This window comes from Actinoplanes octamycinicus, from assembly GCF_014205225.1.
Classification (GTDB): domain Bacteria; phylum Actinomycetota; class Actinomycetes; order Mycobacteriales; family Micromonosporaceae; genus Actinoplanes; species Actinoplanes octamycinicus.
In genome coordinates, this window is sequence record NZ_JACHNB010000001.1 from 3,027,461 (window position 1) to 3,042,718 (window position 15,258).

General features: G+C 71.6%; 16 protein-coding genes and 2 tRNA genes. 10 read left to right on the forward strand and 8 right to left on the reverse strand.

Annotation, left to right across the window (positions count from 1 at the left end):
* Window positions 1-24: 24 nt before the first annotated feature.
* Genes BJY16_RS47100 through BJY16_RS13590 form a run of 3 tightly spaced genes read left to right on the forward strand, consistent with a single transcriptional unit; the run spans window position 25 to window position 1,662 of the window.
* Window positions 25-300: a hypothetical protein gene (locus BJY16_RS47100; RefSeq protein WP_239177364.1), complete on the forward strand. Its 276-nt coding sequence runs from the start codon at window positions 25-27 to the stop codon at window positions 298-300.
* Between the two features lie 41 nt (window positions 301-341).
* Window positions 342-869 carry a SigE family RNA polymerase sigma factor gene (locus tag BJY16_RS13585; RefSeq protein WP_185039813.1) on the forward strand — a complete coding sequence of 176 codons (528 nt, stop codon included), beginning with the start codon at window positions 342-344 and terminating at the stop codon, window positions 867-869.
* A complete protein-coding gene (locus BJY16_RS13590; protein WP_185039814.1) occupies window positions 862-1,662 on the forward strand; it encodes a hypothetical protein in 801 nt (266 codons plus the stop codon). The genes BJY16_RS13585 and BJY16_RS13590 overlap by 8 nt, the downstream gene beginning before the upstream one ends.
* Before the next feature lie 72 nt (window positions 1,663-1,734).
* Here BJY16_RS13590 and BJY16_RS13595 read toward each other — a convergent pair whose 3' ends face one another.
* The 4 genes from BJY16_RS13595 to BJY16_RS13610 all read right to left on the reverse strand — a co-directional run bounded on the left by BJY16_RS13595 (window position 1,735) and on the right by BJY16_RS13610 (window position 5,507).
* On the reverse strand, window positions 1,735-2,241 hold the full coding sequence (locus BJY16_RS13595; RefSeq protein WP_185039815.1) for a hypothetical protein: 507 nt from the start codon (window positions 2,239-2,241) through the stop codon (window positions 1,735-1,737).
* Window positions 2,242-2,250: 9 nt separating this feature from the next.
* Window positions 2,251-2,727 carry a GNAT family N-acetyltransferase gene (locus BJY16_RS13600; RefSeq protein WP_239177362.1) on the reverse strand — a complete coding sequence of 159 codons (477 nt, stop codon included), beginning with the start codon at window positions 2,725-2,727 and terminating at the stop codon, window positions 2,251-2,253.
* Between the two features lie 140 nt (window positions 2,728-2,867).
* Window positions 2,868-4,121 (reverse strand): L,D-transpeptidase, encoded by a 1,254-nt coding sequence (locus tag BJY16_RS13605; RefSeq protein ID WP_239177360.1) that lies wholly within the window; start codon window positions 4,119-4,121, stop codon window positions 2,868-2,870.
* Between the two features lie 147 nt (window positions 4,122-4,268).
* A complete protein-coding gene (locus tag BJY16_RS13610) occupies window positions 4,269-5,507 on the reverse strand; it encodes a L,D-transpeptidase (RefSeq protein WP_185039816.1) in 1,239 nt (412 codons plus the stop codon).
* 134 nt (window positions 5,508-5,641) lie between these two features.
* Between BJY16_RS13610 and BJY16_RS13615 the strand changes: the two genes are divergently transcribed.
* The 3 genes from BJY16_RS13615 (at window position 5,642) to BJY16_RS13625 (ending at window position 6,857) form a co-directional block, all read left to right on the forward strand.
* Window positions 5,642-5,717 (forward strand) — tRNA-Lys (locus tag BJY16_RS13615).
* A 68-nt stretch (window positions 5,718-5,785) separates the two neighbouring features.
* Window positions 5,786-6,748 (forward strand): SEC-C domain-containing protein, encoded by a 963-nt coding sequence (locus BJY16_RS48390; protein ID WP_185039817.1) that lies wholly within the window; start codon window positions 5,786-5,788, stop codon window positions 6,746-6,748.
* A gap of 36 nt (window positions 6,749-6,784) precedes the next feature.
* Window positions 6,785-6,857, forward strand: a tRNA-Lys gene (locus BJY16_RS13625).
* Window positions 6,858-6,915: 58 nt separating this feature from the next.
* Here the strand turns inward: BJY16_RS13625 and BJY16_RS13630 are convergent.
* Together BJY16_RS13630 and BJY16_RS13635 are read right to left on the reverse strand one after the other, a co-directional pair.
* A complete protein-coding gene (locus BJY16_RS13630) occupies window positions 6,916-7,116 on the reverse strand; it encodes a hypothetical protein (protein WP_185039818.1) in 201 nt (66 codons plus the stop codon).
* 187 nt (window positions 7,117-7,303) lie between these two features.
* On the reverse strand, window positions 7,304-9,088 hold the full coding sequence (locus BJY16_RS13635) for a glycoside hydrolase family 9 protein (RefSeq protein ID WP_185039819.1): 1,785 nt from the start codon (window positions 9,086-9,088) through the stop codon (window positions 7,304-7,306).
* A 112-nt stretch (window positions 9,089-9,200) separates the two neighbouring features.
* Here BJY16_RS13635 and BJY16_RS13640 point away from each other — a divergent pair, with 112 nt between their 5' ends.
* Window positions 9,201-9,818, forward strand: a complete 618-nt coding sequence (locus BJY16_RS13640) for an NADPH-dependent FMN reductase (protein ID WP_185039820.1) — start codon at window positions 9,201-9,203, stop codon at window positions 9,816-9,818.
* A 12-nt stretch (window positions 9,819-9,830) separates the two neighbouring features.
* Here the strand turns inward: BJY16_RS13640 and BJY16_RS13645 are convergent, their stop codons facing one another.
* Window positions 9,831-11,366 carry a sulfatase family protein gene (locus BJY16_RS13645; RefSeq protein WP_185039821.1) on the reverse strand — a complete coding sequence of 512 codons (1,536 nt, stop codon included), beginning with the start codon at window positions 11,364-11,366 and terminating at the stop codon, window positions 9,831-9,833.
* A gap of 106 nt (window positions 11,367-11,472) precedes the next feature.
* Window positions 11,473-11,910 carry a response regulator transcription factor gene (locus BJY16_RS48395; RefSeq protein ID WP_185039822.1) on the reverse strand — a complete coding sequence of 146 codons (438 nt, stop codon included), beginning with the start codon at window positions 11,908-11,910 and terminating at the stop codon, window positions 11,473-11,475.
* Window positions 11,911-12,002: 92 nt separating this feature from the next.
* Between BJY16_RS48395 and BJY16_RS13655 the strand changes: the two genes are divergently transcribed.
* The 3 genes from BJY16_RS13655 to BJY16_RS13665 all read left to right on the forward strand — a co-directional run bounded on the left by BJY16_RS13655 (window position 12,003) and on the right by BJY16_RS13665 (window position 15,258).
* On the forward strand, window positions 12,003-13,181 hold the full coding sequence (locus tag BJY16_RS13655) for an LAGLIDADG family homing endonuclease (RefSeq protein ID WP_185039823.1): 1,179 nt from the start codon (window positions 12,003-12,005) through the stop codon (window positions 13,179-13,181).
* 182 nt (window positions 13,182-13,363) lie between these two features.
* Window positions 13,364-14,596 carry a cytochrome P450 family protein gene (locus BJY16_RS13660; protein ID WP_185039824.1) on the forward strand — a complete coding sequence of 411 codons (1,233 nt, stop codon included), beginning with the start codon at window positions 13,364-13,366 and terminating at the stop codon, window positions 14,594-14,596.
* 62 nt (window positions 14,597-14,658) lie between these two features.
* The gene (locus BJY16_RS13665; protein WP_373873445.1) at window positions 14,659-15,258 is read left to right on the forward strand and encodes an FIMAH domain-containing protein; all 600 of its coding nucleotides are present in this window, start codon (window positions 14,659-14,661) and stop codon (window positions 15,256-15,258) included.

The window sequence follows — 15,258 nt, forward strand, 5'->3', positions numbered from 1 at the left end:
TCCCTGCCCCCGGGAGTCCCCCTGATGCTCGTCAAGCGTTTCGTCGTGCCGCTCGCGGTGGTGACGGCCGCCACCGCGTCACCGACCGTGACCGGGCTGGCCACCGCGTCACCCAGCACCACCAAGACGGCGACTCCGGCCCCCGCCAAGGGCGCCGAGGACTACGCCGACACCGACGACCTGGCAGGGCGGGGATGGCTCGACAAGACCAAGTATCTGTCCAGCGTGCAGGCCGGGACCGAGGTCTTCACCGGCTCGGGACAGCTCGACACCAGCGCGTACTCGGTGAAGATCAGCTAACCCGGTCCGCCTGCGGGCCCGCCACGGTCAGGAAGAGCCGCGTGCCGGAGCACGACGACGCCGAACGCGCCTTCCGGCGCTTCTTCGACGAACACCACACCGCCCTGTCCCGCCTCGCGTACCTCGTCACCGGCGAGCCGCAGGTCGCCGACGATCTGGCGTCGGACGCGTTCGTCGAGGTGTGGCGGCACTGGGAGCGGGTGCAGGCGGCGGACAGCCCGATCGCCTACGCCCGCGGCATCGTGACCAACCTGGCCCGCCAGTGGATCAGGAGGCAGACCCGGGAACGGGCCGGCCTGCTCCGCCTCGGCCTGCTGCGCCGGGAGCGGGGCGGGGAGACCGACACCCCGGCGGTCCTGGACGTGCGGGCGGCGCTGCGGCGTCTCCCGCTGCGCCGCCGGGAGTGCGTGATCCTGCGCTACTGCTTCGACGTGCCGGAGAAGGAGGTCGCCGCGATCCTCGGCATCTCGGTGGGCGCGGTCAAGAGCCACACGTCGCGCGGCGCCGCGCAGCTGAGCGAGTTCCTGCGGGAGATGCCGCTGCCGGCGGGAGGAGGTCACCATGGGTGAGGACCTGGGCGCGGTGCTGCGCCGGGAGGCCGAGCGGCACGTGCCGGACAGCGACGCGATGATCGACCGGATCAACCGGGCGCGGTTCGCCGCCACGCCGGTCCGGGCGTCGCGCCCTTTCCTCCGGTTCACCGGGCTGCGTCCGGTCGCCGCGGCCGCCGCGGTGGTGGCCACCCTGGTCGCCGGCTTCACCGGGATCCGGATCCTGACCGCTGACCGGCCGGACCGATCGCCGACCGCGACGACCAGCACCACCTCGGTGGCCCCGAGTTCCCGGCCGCCGCTGCCGCAGCCCAGCCGGTCGTCACCCGCCGGGAAGCCGGGACACACCAGCGACGGCGGCGGAGGCAAGCCGCACACCACCCGGACCAGCGCCGCGCCGCCCCCGCCGAGCTTCCGGCCGGTGTCCGGTTTCGTCAGCTCCGCCGGGGCGGTCAACGCGTACTCCACCGCCACCTGGGCGCAGAGCGACGTGACGCTCACCACGTCCGAGCCGACCACCGCGCTGGACCTGGCGATCAGCGTGGCCCGCACCGACGGCGTGCGCACCACCGGCAGCTGGAGCACCATCCCGGCCGAGATGATCACGATCGCGGTCACCGAGGAGAAGGACGCGCTGATCTACCGGTTCACCCTCCGGCCGGGCGGCACGCTGGCTCCCGGCCGGTATGTCTTCGCCGCCCAGTACGAGCACGCCGCCGGCCGACGCGACCCCGGCGCCGACCGCTACGGCGCGATCGCCTCGGCGACCGACCGGAGAGTGGAGGTCACCGGGGCCTTCACCACGAGCTGAGCCCGCTGGTCACTTCCGGTCCGCTGGTTCCCGCGACCGCCGCTTTCCGGTACGGCCGCGGCGCCCGCGTGGTCAGCTCGTCGGTCCGAAGCCGCTGTCCGCGCAGACCTGCGCCATGTCGGCGGCGGCCGCGCTGACCGCCGCGACCGCGTCCGGCTCTCCCGGCGTGCCCTGTGCGGCCACCGCCTTCTGGTACGCCTGAGCCAGCCGTGCCGCCGCGTCCGCGACCGGAGCGTCCGCCGTCCCGCTGACGCCCACGATCCCGTGGACCACCCCCGCCTGCATCAGCGACGCGTCCCCGATCGCCACGGCCAACGCCCGGCAGGTGAGCAGCCCGGGCGGCTCGTCGACCGGCGCCGACCCGCCGGCCGCACCCGGCCCGGCGAAGGCCGAGGTGGCGGCGGCGCCCGGTCCGGCCGGCGCCGAGCCGGTCCAGCCCGGTCCGGCCGGTGCCGAGTCACCGCCCGTGCTCGGCGCGATCGGAGCCGCGAGCTCCGGCGTCGACGAGCCGCAGCCGGATCCGCCGCCGGCCAGCCCAGCAGCCACGGCAAAGGCGATGAAGCGGGTGAATCGTGCCATTCGTCCACGTTACGGCCTCGGGTGCGATCCGGGGTCGTGGGGGAGCGGAACGCCGGTGAGGGTGTGGACGAAGCGACGCGCCTGCTCGTGGGTGTCGGCGTAACCCAGGCTCTCGTAGAACTGATGCGCGGTGTGCCGCTCCCGGCTGCTGGTCACCTCGATGAACAGGCAGCCCGCCGCCCGGGCCCGCTCCTCGGCCGCCGCCATCAGCGCCCGGCCCGCCCCGCGCCGGCGGCTCTCGGCGTCCACCACGAGCGCCACCAGCCGGGCGAACTTCCCGGTCACCTCGATGATCGGAGTCACGTGCAGGGCGGCCACCCCGGCCAGCACCCCGTCGTCGTCCGCGCCGAGCAGGAAGCTGGCCGGGTCGTCCAGCCAGTAGCTCAGCCGGTGCCGGACGTCCCGCAGGCTGGACGGGAACCCGAGCTGCTCGAGCAGAATCGCCAGCCGCGGCGCGTCCCCCTGATGGATCGGCCGGATGTGCACGCCGAGAACGTTACGACCGCCACCGCACTCCGTCCCCGGAACGAGGTCACCACGCGCGCGTGACGGAGGCGTACGCCAAGGGAAATGACGCGGGCCCGGTCCGAGGACCGGGCCCGTGCCGAAGCGGGGCGAAGGTCAGCTCAGAGGTAGCTGCCCTTCTTGTACTCCTCGTAGCTCAGGCTCCAGTCGGTCCAGCCGTTCCCGTTCTTCAGCTTCTCCTCGGTGCCGGAGACGGTGATCGGGTCGCCCATCATGGTGCGCTGGAACAGCCAGGCGCCCATCGCCTCGGAGACGTTGACGCAGCCGTGCGACACGTTGACCCGGCCCTGCTTGCCCTCGGACCACGGGGCGGCGTGGATGAACTGGCCGCTGTAGGTGATCCGCTGGGCGTAGTCGATCGGGGTCTTGTAACCGCCGGTCGGGTCGGTGTCGGTGGTGTCGAAGACGGTGTGCTCCTTCTTCTCCATCACCACCATGGTGCCGCTGGACGACGGGGTGCTCGGTTTGCCCAGGCTGACCGGGATCGTGTTGATCGTCTTGCCGTCCTGCTTGACCGTCATCTTCTTGGTCTTGTTGGAGACCGTCATGACGAACGAGCGGCCGATCTTCAGGTCGACGGTGAGGTCGGAGCGGCCGTACCACCCGTCGCCCATCTTCACGCCCTTGAGCTGGACCTTGTAGAAAACCTTCGAGTGCGCCTTCCAGAACACCTTGGGCCGGAAGTGCACCTCGGTGGGGCTGATCCAGCGCCAGGTGCCCTCCTGCGCGGGCGTGGCGGTGACCACCATCCGGCGCTCGACCTCACCCCGGTACTTCTCCGGGATGGCGCGGCCGAACTTGATGATCAGCGGCATGCCGACGCCGACCGTGTTGCCGTCGCCGAGGAAGCTGGTGATGCGGACCAGGTTGGCCGGCTTCTTCATGGTGGTGAAGGTGCTGGTGACCGTGTTGTTCTTCCCCTCGGTCTCCGGGGTGGTGACGGTCACCGTGTACTTGCTGCCCCAGTCCATCGACTCGGTCGGGTGCCAGACGCTCTTGTCCTTGTCGACGGTGCCCTTGACCTCGTCGCCTTTGGCGTCGGTCACCTTGACCGTGGTGTTCTCCGGGTCGTCGCTGGTGAAGCTGACGTCGGACCAGGCCTCGACGCCGGTGGCCGCGGCTTTCGGCGAGGTGACCTCGGCGGTGTCGGGCAGCGGGGCGGCGGATGGGGACTCGGACGCGGCGCCGGCGGCGTTGTCGCTGCCGCCCTGCCAGGACGGCGACTTGCTGCTGCTGCACGCGGCGGTGACGAGCAGACTGCCCGCCAGCAGCGCGACCAGCGCCGCCCGCATCCGGCGGCGACCGCGACCGGCCGGCTGGCTCAGCTCGGTCGGCTGGACTCCTTCGATCTGCATGGTCCCCTCACGGCGTCGTTTCTCCCCGGCGCCCAATACTGCTCCACAAATGCCAGTTGACCAATCCCGGATTCGTGCCGGGACTCACTGGATGCCCTATCGGTGTGATCCCGAAAACACTGAATTCCCGGGCCCGCCGGAGCCGGGTCAGCCGAGCCCGGCCGGCACCGGCAGGGCACTGCCCTCGGCGAACTTCTCCCAGCTCACGTTCCAGGGCGTCCAGCCGTTGCCGTAGTCCAGCTTGTCCTCGGTGCCCTGCACCGTGACCGGGTCGCCGACCAGGGTCTTGTCGAACAGCCAGCGGGCGTTCGACGGCGAGACATTGACACATCCGTGCGACACGTTCCGGCGACCTTGAGCACCGGTGGACCACGGGGCGGAGTGAATGTACTGACCGCTCCAGGTCAGCCGCTGCGCGTAGTCGATCGGGGTCTTGTAGCCGTTCTCCGGGTCGGTGTCGGTGGTGTCGAACACGGTGTGCGACATCTTCTCGATGATCACCATGGTGCCGCTGGACGACGGGGTGCTGGTCTTGCCCAGGCTGACCGGCATGGTTTTGACCGTCTCGCCGTCCCGCAGCACGGTCATCTTCTTGGTCTTGTTGTCGACCTTCATCTCGAACCTGCGGCCGATCTTGGCGGTCGCCGACCGGTCCTTGTCGCCGTAGAGGTTCTTGCCGGTGGGCAGGCCACCGACCGCGATCCGCACGCTGATCGTGGTGCCGGTCTGCCAGAACTCCGGGGCGCGGTAGTACGCCTGGGTGCCGCTGGAGGTCCAGGACCAGGTGCCCGGCTGGGCCGGTGTGGTGGTCACGAACATCCGCTTCTGCACCGCGGCCCGGTCGGCCTTCTTGATCCCCGGGCTGAACTCCACCACCACCGGCATCGCCACGCCGTACGTGTGGTCGTCGAAGAGGTAGAGGCCGGTGCCGGTGCGGTGGGCCGGCGCGCCCATCGTGGTGAAGCTGGTCCTCGCCGTGGTGGTGGAGCCGTCGGTGGCGGTGGCGGTGACCTCGGCCGCGTACTTCTCGCTGATCTTGAGGGTCTTGCCGGGCACCCACGCCGACTTGTCCTCGCGGAGCTGGCCGGCCACCGCCTTGCCCTTGCTGTCGGTGAGCTTGACCGAGGTGACCTCGCCGTTGCCGACCTTGAGGCCGATCTCGGCGCTGGTCGGCACGTTCTTCTTGCCGGCGGCCGGGGTGATGCTCAGCGTCGCCGGGCCGGTGGGCTGGGTGGTGGTGCTCTCCGGGACGGCGGACGTGGCCGGGCCGGCGCTGGCCGCCAGGGCCGGCTCGCCGAGCGCCGGTTCGTCGTCACCACACGCCGCGAGCGATCCGGTCACGGCCAGCGCCAGCAGCGCGGCCGCACAGCGGCGGAAGTCAACCATCGTCAGCCCCGTTCTGAAGTTCTATGCGCAGACATACTGACGCACGGGAGCAAATCACGGGTCCCCCTCGAGAGCGTGATCCAGGCGATTTCGAGGATCTTCCGAGGCCGTGCTACCGTTTTCGTCGTTGCCAGGCGTCGCTAGCTCAACTGGCAGAGCAGCGGACTCTTAATCCGCGGGTTGTAGGTTCGAGTCCTACGCGACGCACCAGACGATCAAGGCCGCGACACCATCCGGTGGGCGCGGCCTTTGTCGTGAGCAGCGGGTTAGGGTTGCCCGTGCCTTCCGATACCAAGATCACACACGCGGATCTGGACGCCATCGCCGAGCGGGCCGACCGGCTCGACGACCCGTCGCCGCTGCTCGCCGAGCTGGTCGAGGCGGTCGAGCAGGACCGGCTCGCCGACCCGGCGGACGCCGCGCACGCGCTGCTGCTGGCCGCCGAGCTGGCCGAGGCCACCGGCGACCTGCCGGCCGCGCTGGGTTTCGCCGAGCGCGCCGCGGCGGTCCCCGCGGCGGACGGGTTCGCCCGGGCCTGTCTCGCCGAGCTGCTGGTCAAGTCCGGCCGGGAGGCCGACGGGCGGGCCGCGTTCGAGGCGGTCCGGCCGGAGCTGCTGCACGACCCGGTGGCCCCGTCGTACCTGGCGGACACGCTCGTCGCCTGCGGCCTGGGCGCCGTCGCGGAGGAGTGGCTGACCGACGCGGTCCGGTCGCTGACCGAGGGCGGCGGGACCGGCGCCGACCGGGTCGAGCAGCTCTACGAGCTGGTCAAGGAGCGGCACCGGGTGCGCGAGGAGCTGGAGCTCGGGCACGACGACCTGGACGACCTCTACCACGAGCTGGAGTCGGCGGTCGAGGCTCCGGGCCCGGACGACGCCCGCTCGGTGCTGTTCTGGCCGGAGCCGGAGCTGGCCGCGCTGCTGGCCCGCTGGCCGGAGCGCGCCGACATGTACGGGGCGGACTGGGACGAGCACCGGGCCGTCCTGGAGCGGGCGCTGGCCGGCTGGTCCGCGACCGGCGTGATCGACCTCGGCCTGCTCGTCGGCTCGATGGACGGCCTGCTCGCCTTCGCCGCCGCCGAGGACCTCGATCCGGCGGCCCAGGAGACCCACGCCGGCTACGCGGACGAGGTCGCCGACACCACCGGCGCGGTGGGATGGCCCCCGCCGCGCAACGCCCCGTGCTGGTGCGGCTCCGGTGCGAAGTACAAGAAGTGCTGCCTCCCCCGCTCGCGGGGCTGATTCCCCGGGTGTGCTAACGTTTCTCCTCGTTGGCAGGCGCTGCTAGCTCAACTGGCAGAGCAGCGGACTCTTAATCCGCGGGTTGTAGGTTCGAGTCCTACGCGGCGCACAACATCCGAAAGGGCCCCTTGACCGGGGCCCTTTCGCCTTTCTCCGGCGGCCAGCACTCAGCCGGTCACCAGGACCCGGTCCAGCGGGTTCAGGCAGACCACCGCCACCCGGCTGCAGAAGTCCTCGCACCCGGCGTCGTGCCGGTCCAGCCAGACCGCGCCGGCCAGGGTCTCGCCGCACATCGCCGCGGTGTAATCGACCATCCGGGCCGGCTCGGCCGGCTCGTCGAGGTCGACGCTGAGGTCGGTTGGCGCCATCGCGGATCACACTCCCGATCGTTCGTCCCGGTCGAGCCGCATCGGGCCGGGGCGGTCCGGCCGCCACCGTCCCGGCATCCCCGCCCGACGCGACTCATCCCGGAATACGCCTACGGTCGGTAATCAGTTCACCGGTCCGGCCACAGTGGCATGTGGTTGGCACAGACGGACCGTCACCATGAGTGATTCAGCGGACGAGCGCGAAGGCCAGCATGCCGGTCGCCGTGAAATCGATCGACGGCTCGTTGGTCGCGGACACCCGCATGTCGTCCACGTACTGCGCGTCCGGCCGGTCGAAGTCCGCATAGGACCCGGCCGAGCAGAGTGTGTCCGGGGTCGCCTGTTCCAGCGACTCCACCCGGTCGGCGGCGTTCGGCCCGTTCACCACGCCGCCGGTCATCGGCACCCCGGTCAGCGTGCCGATCTGGTCGTGCGGGCAGCGCGGGAACGTCGCACCCGCCCCGATCACCAGGGACACGCCCCAGCCGTTGCGGCCCAGGGCCACGCTGCGCTGGGCGGTGGCGAAGTCCGCGTACCGGTCGTCGCCGGTCATCCGCCGGTAGAGCCCGGCGGTCGCCGCCCAGCCCAGCTGCCGGGCGGTGTAGTCGGGCCCGCCGCTGCCGGCCGCCGCGCCCATCGGGTCGGCGCCGGCCGCTGCGGCCGCCCGGTCCAGCCGGTCGCGCAGGTCGGCGGCGAGCGAGGGCTCCGGGGTGAGCCGGTACAGCTCGGCGGCGGCCAGCGCGTCCACGTCGTAGACGGTCAGCCCGTCGTCACCGCCGCCGGTGTCCTCCGCCCAGCGCGCCGCCTGCCCGGTCCAGTCCCCGGTCCGCCCGTCGCCGAGCGCGGTCCCGGCCAGCGCCAGCTCGGCGGCGCCCAGTGTCAGGTCGTCGGTCCAGCTCTCCTCCGGGTAGAACGAGCGCGGCACGGTGGTGACCGGGTCGCCGTCGAACCCGGTGTCCGCCTGGCCGAGGATCGCGGCCGCGGTGTCCAGGTGGGACCGGGCCCGGTCCGGGTCGGCGGCCGCCTCGCGCTGGGCGGCCAGGGCGAACGCGGCGGCCACCCGCCCGGCCAGGTTCGGGCTGATCGGCTGTCCCGGCTCGGCGGCCCGGAACACCGGCCGGTACCGCTGGTAGTAACGCCGGTCGCCGGGCTGCACCGCCAGCTCGTCGTCCGCCTCCGGCAGCCGCCACGCGTCATGGTCGCCGAGGAAGTGACCGTTCCCGGCCACCCCGACCTGGGTGTAGAGCACCCCGTCGCGGTACATCCGGCCCAGCCAGGCCAGCCCGTGCTCGATCTCGGCGGCCAGCGCCGGCGACGCCGGGCCGTCCCGCTGGACGATTTGCATGATCACCAGGGCATAGGCGGTGGTGTGGGTGAACTTGAGATAGTCGCCGGCGTCGAACCAGCCGCCGGACACGTCGGCCGTGTCCCCGGTGGACTCCAGTCCGGCGTCGTCGTCGGCCGGGGTGCGGTAGACCGTCGCGGCCTCGTCCGCCCGGTGCGCCGGCGACCGCTGCCAGGGGCCGTCGACCTGGTCCGGACCGTCCCGGTGGGCCTGGAAGTAATGCACCGCGCCGGTCACCAGGGGCGGGTAGAGCTGTGCGGCCGGGCCGATCCGGAACGGGGGAGAGGAGGCGTGGACGCGGTCGTTCAGGCGTACCCGGAAGGTGCCGGACCCGCGCAGAGCGGTGAGATCCAGCGGGTTGATCGCGCGATAGCGCGGATTCCAGGCGCCCCGGCTGGGACCGGCGGTGACCCGCAGCACGGTGTCGCCGTCCTCGTCGACCACGGTGGCGGTCGCCCCGGCGGCGTCCTGCGGCGCCAGCAGCAACGCGATCTTGGTTTCGCCGGTGGTCCAGCCGACCTGGTCGACGCGGACCTGCGCGGTGGGCAGATCCGGTCGGGGCGCGTCGCACGCGGTGGTCAGCAGGACGAGCAGGAGCAGGGGCGGGCACCAGCGGCGGAGACTCACGAGGCGCAAGCCTCACCGAACGGGCGATCACCCGGACGTACCCGGTGTGCGGCAAAGATCTGACAGTTGGCTGTGAGCGGGTCGCCGCCGGCGAGGACGTATCGTCGGCGCCATGACCCGCGTCCTGCTGATCTCGGGGAGCACACGCGACGGCTCGCTGCACACCGCGGCGCTGCGCACCGCCGCCCGATTGGCGCCGCCCGAGCTCGACGTCACGCTCTACGCCGGTCTGGCCGGCCTGCCGGCGTTCGTGCCGGGACAGACCCCGGCGCCGGACCCGGTCGCCGAGCTGCGCCGCCGGGTGGTCGCCGCGGACGCCCTGCTGTTCAGCACCCCGGAGTACGCCGGCGCCCTCCCCGGCAGCCTGAAGAACCTGCTCGACTGGCTGGTCGACGGCGGCGAGCTGACCGGCCGGGCCGCCGCCTGGCTGTCGGTGGTGGCGCCCGGCCGGGACGACGGCGCCCGGGCCGGCCTGGAGTCGGTGCTCGGGCACGGCGGCGCGCGCCTGCTGCGGCCGGCCTGCGTGCGGCTCCCGCTGGACATCCGCGACGTCGACGAGCACGGCCTGGTCGGCGACCCGCGGCTGCACACCGCGCTGCACGACATGCTGCAGGCGCTGCTCCGGGCGCTCGCCGGGCCGCGGCCGGCGCCCTCCTGGCAGGTGCAGTCCAGTCTCTACCCGGTGGTCAGCCCGGCCGGGATGCCGAAGTTCGGCAGCACGCCCTTCTGACCCCGCACCGGCTCAGCTCAGCGACCGGCCGGCCGTCCGGCACGCCACCTGGCCCGCGCAGGTGGTCATCGCGACCACGGCCGCGTGCAGCTCGGCCAGCCGCTGCGGGGTGAGCGTGCCGACGACGTTGGTCAGCATCTCCGGGTCCCGGTCCCGCTGGTAGTACTCCTTCGAGCCGTCCACGTACTCGACGTAGGTGAACGTCTTGGTCCGCAGCGCGTTGTACGCCGGCGGGATGTTCGCGCTGTCGAACTCGAAGTCCGGGTCGCTCGGGTCGGTGGCCGGATCCCGGTGCTCGACCAGCGCGGTGGTCCGCCAGCTCCGGTCCCCGGCGCCGGTGAGCAGCGGCACGAAGCTGTGCCCGTCCACCCCGTCCGCCCCGTCGGCCGGCGTCGCCGCCCCGGCCAGCTCGCCGAAGGTGGGCCGCAGATCGACGTTCTCCACCACCTCGTCGACGATCTGACCGGCCTTGACCCGGGGGCCGGCGACGATCAGCGGCACGTTCACGTCGGTGTCGAAAGCGGTCTGCTTGCCGGAGGTCAGCCGGTACTCACCCATGTGGTAGCCGTTGTCCGAGTTGAACACCACGATGGTGTTGTCCGCGACGCCGGCCTTGGTGAGCGTGGCGCGCAGCGCGGCGAGCATCCGGTCGACCGACTGCACGGCCTGCACCCGCTTGCGGAACTCCAGGTCGATGGTCTGCCGCTGCTTCTTGGTCAGCGGGGCGTGCCGGGACAGCCAGTGCGGGGCGTTGGCCGGGAGGCGGTCGTACGCCGGGGTGCGCGGCGCCTGCACGGTCAGGAACTTGCCGGTGTCCGGCGCGGCCGGCGTGTACGGCGAGTGCGGCGTGTAGGTGGCCAGCTCCACCATGAACGGCTTGCCGGCGGCCGCCGAGGCGGTGATGAAGGTGGACGCCTTCGCCGAGATCACGTCGGTCAGGTAGTCCCGCGGGGTGTGCCCGTACTTCTTGACCACGCCGTTCTCGTTCAGCGCGTAGTCGTAGTTCTGGTACGCGTTGCCGCCGACGTACCACTCGTCCCAGCCCGGCGGCACGTACGGCTTGCCGGTGTACTTCAGCTCCCGGGGCTGGTACTCGTTGAGGTACTTGCCGAGGAAGGCGGTCCGGTACCCGGCCTGCCGCAGGTCGGTGGCGAAGGTGGAGGTTTCCTCGCCGCGACTGTGGAAGAGCTGGAAGCCGCCGTCCGAGCCGTGGTTCTTGAAGATCCCGGTGTTGTGCGGGTACTGCCCCTTGAGGATCGACGCCCGGGACGGGCAGCACAGCGAGTCGGTCACCGTGTAGTTGGTGAACGTGGTGCCGGCCCGCTGCAGGGCCAGCACGTTCGGCATGTACGGCACCAGGTTCTTCGCCAGGTCGTCGGTGAGCACGAAGACGATGTTCGGCCGGGTGGCCGGGCCGGCCTCGGTGGCCGGGGCCGGGGCCAGCGCGTCGGCGAGGCCACCGGGCCGGGAGCTCGTGCACCCGGCCGCCGTCACGAGCAGGGCGACGGCGAGGACACCGCGGAGGGCACGACGTAGGCGAGGAATCATGGTGCTGCGGCTGCTCCGTCCGGCGAGGTGGTGAGGGTCAGGTTAGCCTCCACTGAGATGATCTTTAAAAGAACCTCAAGTGGCCGGTGAAATCGACGCCGGTGACTCATAGTGGATGCCCGAGTCCTTCCCGGAAGGGGAACGTCACCGTGGCCAGCGCAGATCCGCTGCACCCCCGTATCGTTGCGGTCACCAATTGTAATTGCAGCCGGCCGGAGCGCCCGGTTCGCGCCCTGCCCCGCCGGCGTCGCCTGCCGGTGCGCCCACCCCGGTCGCCCCGCCGGCCCTGAGCGGGCCGGTCGGCGAGGCTGTGCTGGTAGGGGTACCGCACGGCCTGGGCACGGTCGCGCACCCCGGCCTTGGCGAACAACCGGTTGATGTGCGATTCCACCGTCGCCTCGGTGACGAACAGCCGCTCCGCGATCTCCCGGTTGACCCGGACAGTCCGGCCGCGCAGCGCCCCGCCGCCGGCCGCGGTCAGCCCGCCGAGTGCCAGTGCGACGATGTTCGCGGCGGTGTGGGCGAACCCGTTCTGGGCGACCACGACCCGGGTGGAACGCCGCCACCACGGGTGGAGACCCGGATGGAGATTCCCCGTCCGCCGGGGTCTTGTCGTGCGTCAATACCATGTGCGTCATGGAGGGCGTCGCGGAAGGTGCGAAAGTGTGGCTGGCGGGCGGCACGACAGCTCCGATCGAGGAAGTGGCTCGCAGTGACCTTGCTGTCCTGTCGTATGACCGGCCATGGGACATCCGGCCGGTTCGGTATGGTCCCCACCAGCCGGTGCGGGACCGGCGTGTGGGAACGGTGGTGCCGACTGTCCTCTCAGCGTGCCGAGACCTCGGACCTCGATCGGTCGTCGCGGTCAGGTTCGCATCCGGACGGACGATGGAGACTACGGCCGGTCATCGATGGGTTCGCCAGCGCCGGTCGGGTCTCCAGGTGTGGGAGTGGGTCTCCACCCCAGAACTGAAGCCGGGCGACCGGGTTCCGATACCCTTGACAGTTGGCTTCCCTGGCACTGATGGCGATGCGGACGACGGTTACTTCGTCGGAGCGATGCTCGGCGACGGCGGGATGACATCGGTCACGCCGGAGTTTCATGGAGACCCTCACGACGGTGCGGTGGCTTTCCTGCGGGAATACGCGGACAGGCATGGTTGCGGTGTCCGCGAATACCCGAACGGGAAGATCGTCAGGGTTCGGTTTCCCTATCAGCGGTGGAAGCGCAATCCGCTTACTGAGGTGCTTCGTCGCTACGGCGTGTGGGGCCTGCGTTGTGAGTCGAAGGCGTTGCCGGACGTACCCTTCAGCCAAGCCTTCTGGGTCGGGGTTCTCGCAGGTCTTGTCGACACGGATGGTTCGGTGCGCCGGCGGGTCAACGCCAAGGGGACCGTGCACGGGTCGATAGAGTACGCATCGGTGTCGAGTCGCCTTGCCTGGCAGGCATCGGATGCTCTGCTCCGGCTCGGAGTAACGAGCATCGTTCGTGAAAAGGCAGCGCGTCACCAGCCGCAGAGCTCGATCCGAAGTCGGCTTCCGATCTTTGTGGTGGAGGTCAACAGAGCGACCGCGTTGGCGCGTCTCGCGAGCAGGCTTGATTTGCGGATCGAGTACAAGGCAGCGCGGCTTGCCCAGCTTGCCGCCGACCTGGGGCACGTCCGTCCCGCGAGCAGTCAACTTCACGGATATGACGAAGCAGTTGCGTTGGACCGGGTTGTCTCCGTCTCGCAGGTTGGTGACCGGCGGAGTTACGGCATGGTCGCCGAGCCGTCCAGGCTGATTGTCGTCAATGGCATCGTCACGGGCTGCTGAACACTCCGCCTGCCTGGCCCCGGCGCGGCGACGATCAGTTCGGCGGGCTGACCGACGCCACGTTCCGGACGGTTCCGCTGCTGGAGAGTGGACAGTGCGCCGGATGGCCGTTCTGAGCGTTTCGTTCGCCGATTCACCGGTATCGTCGGCAGTCGATACCGGTGAATCGGGGGAGGAAAGTGATGACGCAGGAGATCGTCGATCTGGGTGATCCGGCGTTCCAGGCCGACCCGCATCCGGCGTACGCGGACTGGCGCCGGACCGGCCCGGTGCGCCGCGCCGTGCTGCCGTCCGGGCTGCACGCCTGGCTGATCACCCGCTACGAGGACGCGCGGCGGGCGCTGACCGACCCGCGGCTGTCGAAACGGGCGTTCCCGATGGGCTCCGGCGAGTCCGGGGGCGGTTCCCGGACGGCCGGCGCGGCCCCGGCCGCCGACATGGCGCCGGGCATCGGCGCCGCGATCTCCAAGCACATGCTGGCCGTCGACCCGCCGGACCACACCCGGCTGCGCCGCCTGGTCTCGGCCGCCTTCACCGGCCGCCGGATCGAGGCGCTGCGCCCGCGGATCGAGCAGATCGCCACCGGGCTGCTGGACGACCTGGACGGCCGGGACCGGGCCGATCTGATCGACGCGTTCGCCTTCCCGCTGCCCATCCAGGTGATCTGTGAGCTGCTCGGCGTCCCGGCCGAGGACCGCGACGACTTCCGCGAGTGGTCGAACGCGGTGGTGGCCGGCTCGCAGGCCGGTCCGCGGCTGGCCCCGGCCATCGAGGCGATGGTCAAGTACATTCACCAGCTGCTCGCCGAGCGCCGCGCCCGGCCCGGCGACGACCTGCTCTCCGGGCTGATCCAGGTGCGCGACGCGGAGGACCGGCTGACCGAGGAGGAGCTCTCCTCGATGGTCTTCCTGCTGCTGGTGGCCGGGCACGAGACCACCGTCAACCTGATCGGCAACGGCACCTACCTGCTGCTGCGGGGAGACCGCGCGGCCTGGGACCGGCTGCGTGCGGACCGCGGGCTGCTGCCGGGCGCGATCGAGGAGTTCCTCCGGTACGAAGGACCGGTCGAGACCGCCACCTTCCGGATCGCCACCGAGGACGTGGCGATCGGCGGCGTCACCATCCCGGCCGGCGACCCGGTGGTCGTCTCGCTGCTCTCCGCGAACCGGGACACCGACCAGTACCCGGACGCCGACGTGCTGCGCCTGGACCGGCCGAACCCGCACCATCTGGCCTTCGGCCACGGCATCCACTACTGCCTGGGCGCCCCGCTGGCCCGGCTGGAGGCGCAGATCGCCTTCACCGCGCTGCTCGACCGCTTCCCGGAGCTGCGGCTCGACGTCCCGGCCGCGGACCTGCGCTGGCGGCCCGGCCTGCTGCTGCGCGGCCTGGACGGTCTGCCGGTGCGCTGGTAAGGGTTCGGTAAGGAAAGGTTGCGGCGGCCGGGCGACCTGGCAAGATGTCGGCCGTGTCCGACATGCATGATCCTCGCCCGTCCGCGCCGCACTGGCCGACCGCCGTGCTGCCGACCGTGCCGGAGCCGGACCGGTACGCGGCGGGCCGCCGCCGGCGCTGGATCGTGCTCGGCGCGTCCGGCGCCTTCCTGGCCCTCGCCATCGGGTACTGGGCGGTCTCCGGCCCGGGCGACGACGACATCCCGGCGGCCGCCACGGTGACCTCGGCGCCGGTGCTGCAGCAGACCACCGTGCCGCCGACGGTCGAGGCGCTCGTCCCGACCACCGCGCCCAGCTCGACGCCGCCGACCAGCAAGCCGACCACCAAGCCGGTGGCCCAGGCCCGGCCCGGGGTGCTGCTGCAGCAGATGCAGCGCGAGCTGGGCCTGCTGGTCCGGCGCAAGCAGCTGGAGCGGGGTGACGCCGGGGCGCTGTCCAAGCGGCTGCGCAAGGTCGGCGAGTCGCTGCGCCGGCGTGACCAGGAGGAGGCCGCGGACCGGCTGCGGGACTTCGCCGAGAAACTGGTCGACCTGCGCGACGACGGCGACATCAGCCAGGACGGGTTCAACGCCCTGGCCAATGCCGCCGCTCAGCTCGGCGCCCAGCTCCCGCAGGAGGACTGA

Excerpts from the sequence above, each read along its gene's own strand:
- BJY16_RS47100 (WP_239177364.1), top strand. The coding sequence starts at position 25 with ATGCTCGTCAAGCGTTTCGTCGTGCCGCTCGCGGTGGTGACGGCCGCC.
- BJY16_RS13590 (WP_185039814.1), top strand. The coding sequence starts at position 862 with ATGGGTGAGGACCTGGGCGCGGTGCTGCGCCGGGAGGCCGAGCGGCAC.
- BJY16_RS13595 (WP_185039815.1), bottom strand. The coding sequence starts at position 2,241 with ATGGCACGATTCACCCGCTTCATCGCCTTTGCCGTGGCTGCTGGGCTG.
- BJY16_RS13605 (WP_239177360.1), bottom strand. The coding sequence starts at position 4,121 with ATGCAGATCGAAGGAGTCCAGCCGACCGAGCTGAGCCAGCCGGCCGGT.
- BJY16_RS13610 (WP_185039816.1), bottom strand. The coding sequence starts at position 5,507 with ATGGTTGACTTCCGCCGCTGTGCGGCCGCGCTGCTGGCGCTGGCCGTG.
- BJY16_RS13630 (WP_185039818.1), bottom strand. The coding sequence starts at position 7,116 with ATGGCGCCAACCGACCTCAGCGTCGACCTCGACGAGCCGGCCGAGCCG.
- BJY16_RS13640 (WP_185039820.1), top strand. The coding sequence starts at position 9,201 with ATGACCCGCGTCCTGCTGATCTCGGGGAGCACACGCGACGGCTCGCTG.
- BJY16_RS13645 (WP_185039821.1), bottom strand. The coding sequence starts at position 11,366 with ATGATTCCTCGCCTACGTCGTGCCCTCCGCGGTGTCCTCGCCGTCGCC.
- BJY16_RS13655 (WP_185039823.1), top strand. The coding sequence starts at position 12,003 with ATGGAGGGCGTCGCGGAAGGTGCGAAAGTGTGGCTGGCGGGCGGCACG.
- BJY16_RS13660 (WP_185039824.1), top strand. The coding sequence starts at position 13,364 with ATGACGCAGGAGATCGTCGATCTGGGTGATCCGGCGTTCCAGGCCGAC.
- BJY16_RS13665 (WP_373873445.1), top strand. The coding sequence starts at position 14,659 with ATGCATGATCCTCGCCCGTCCGCGCCGCACTGGCCGACCGCCGTGCTG.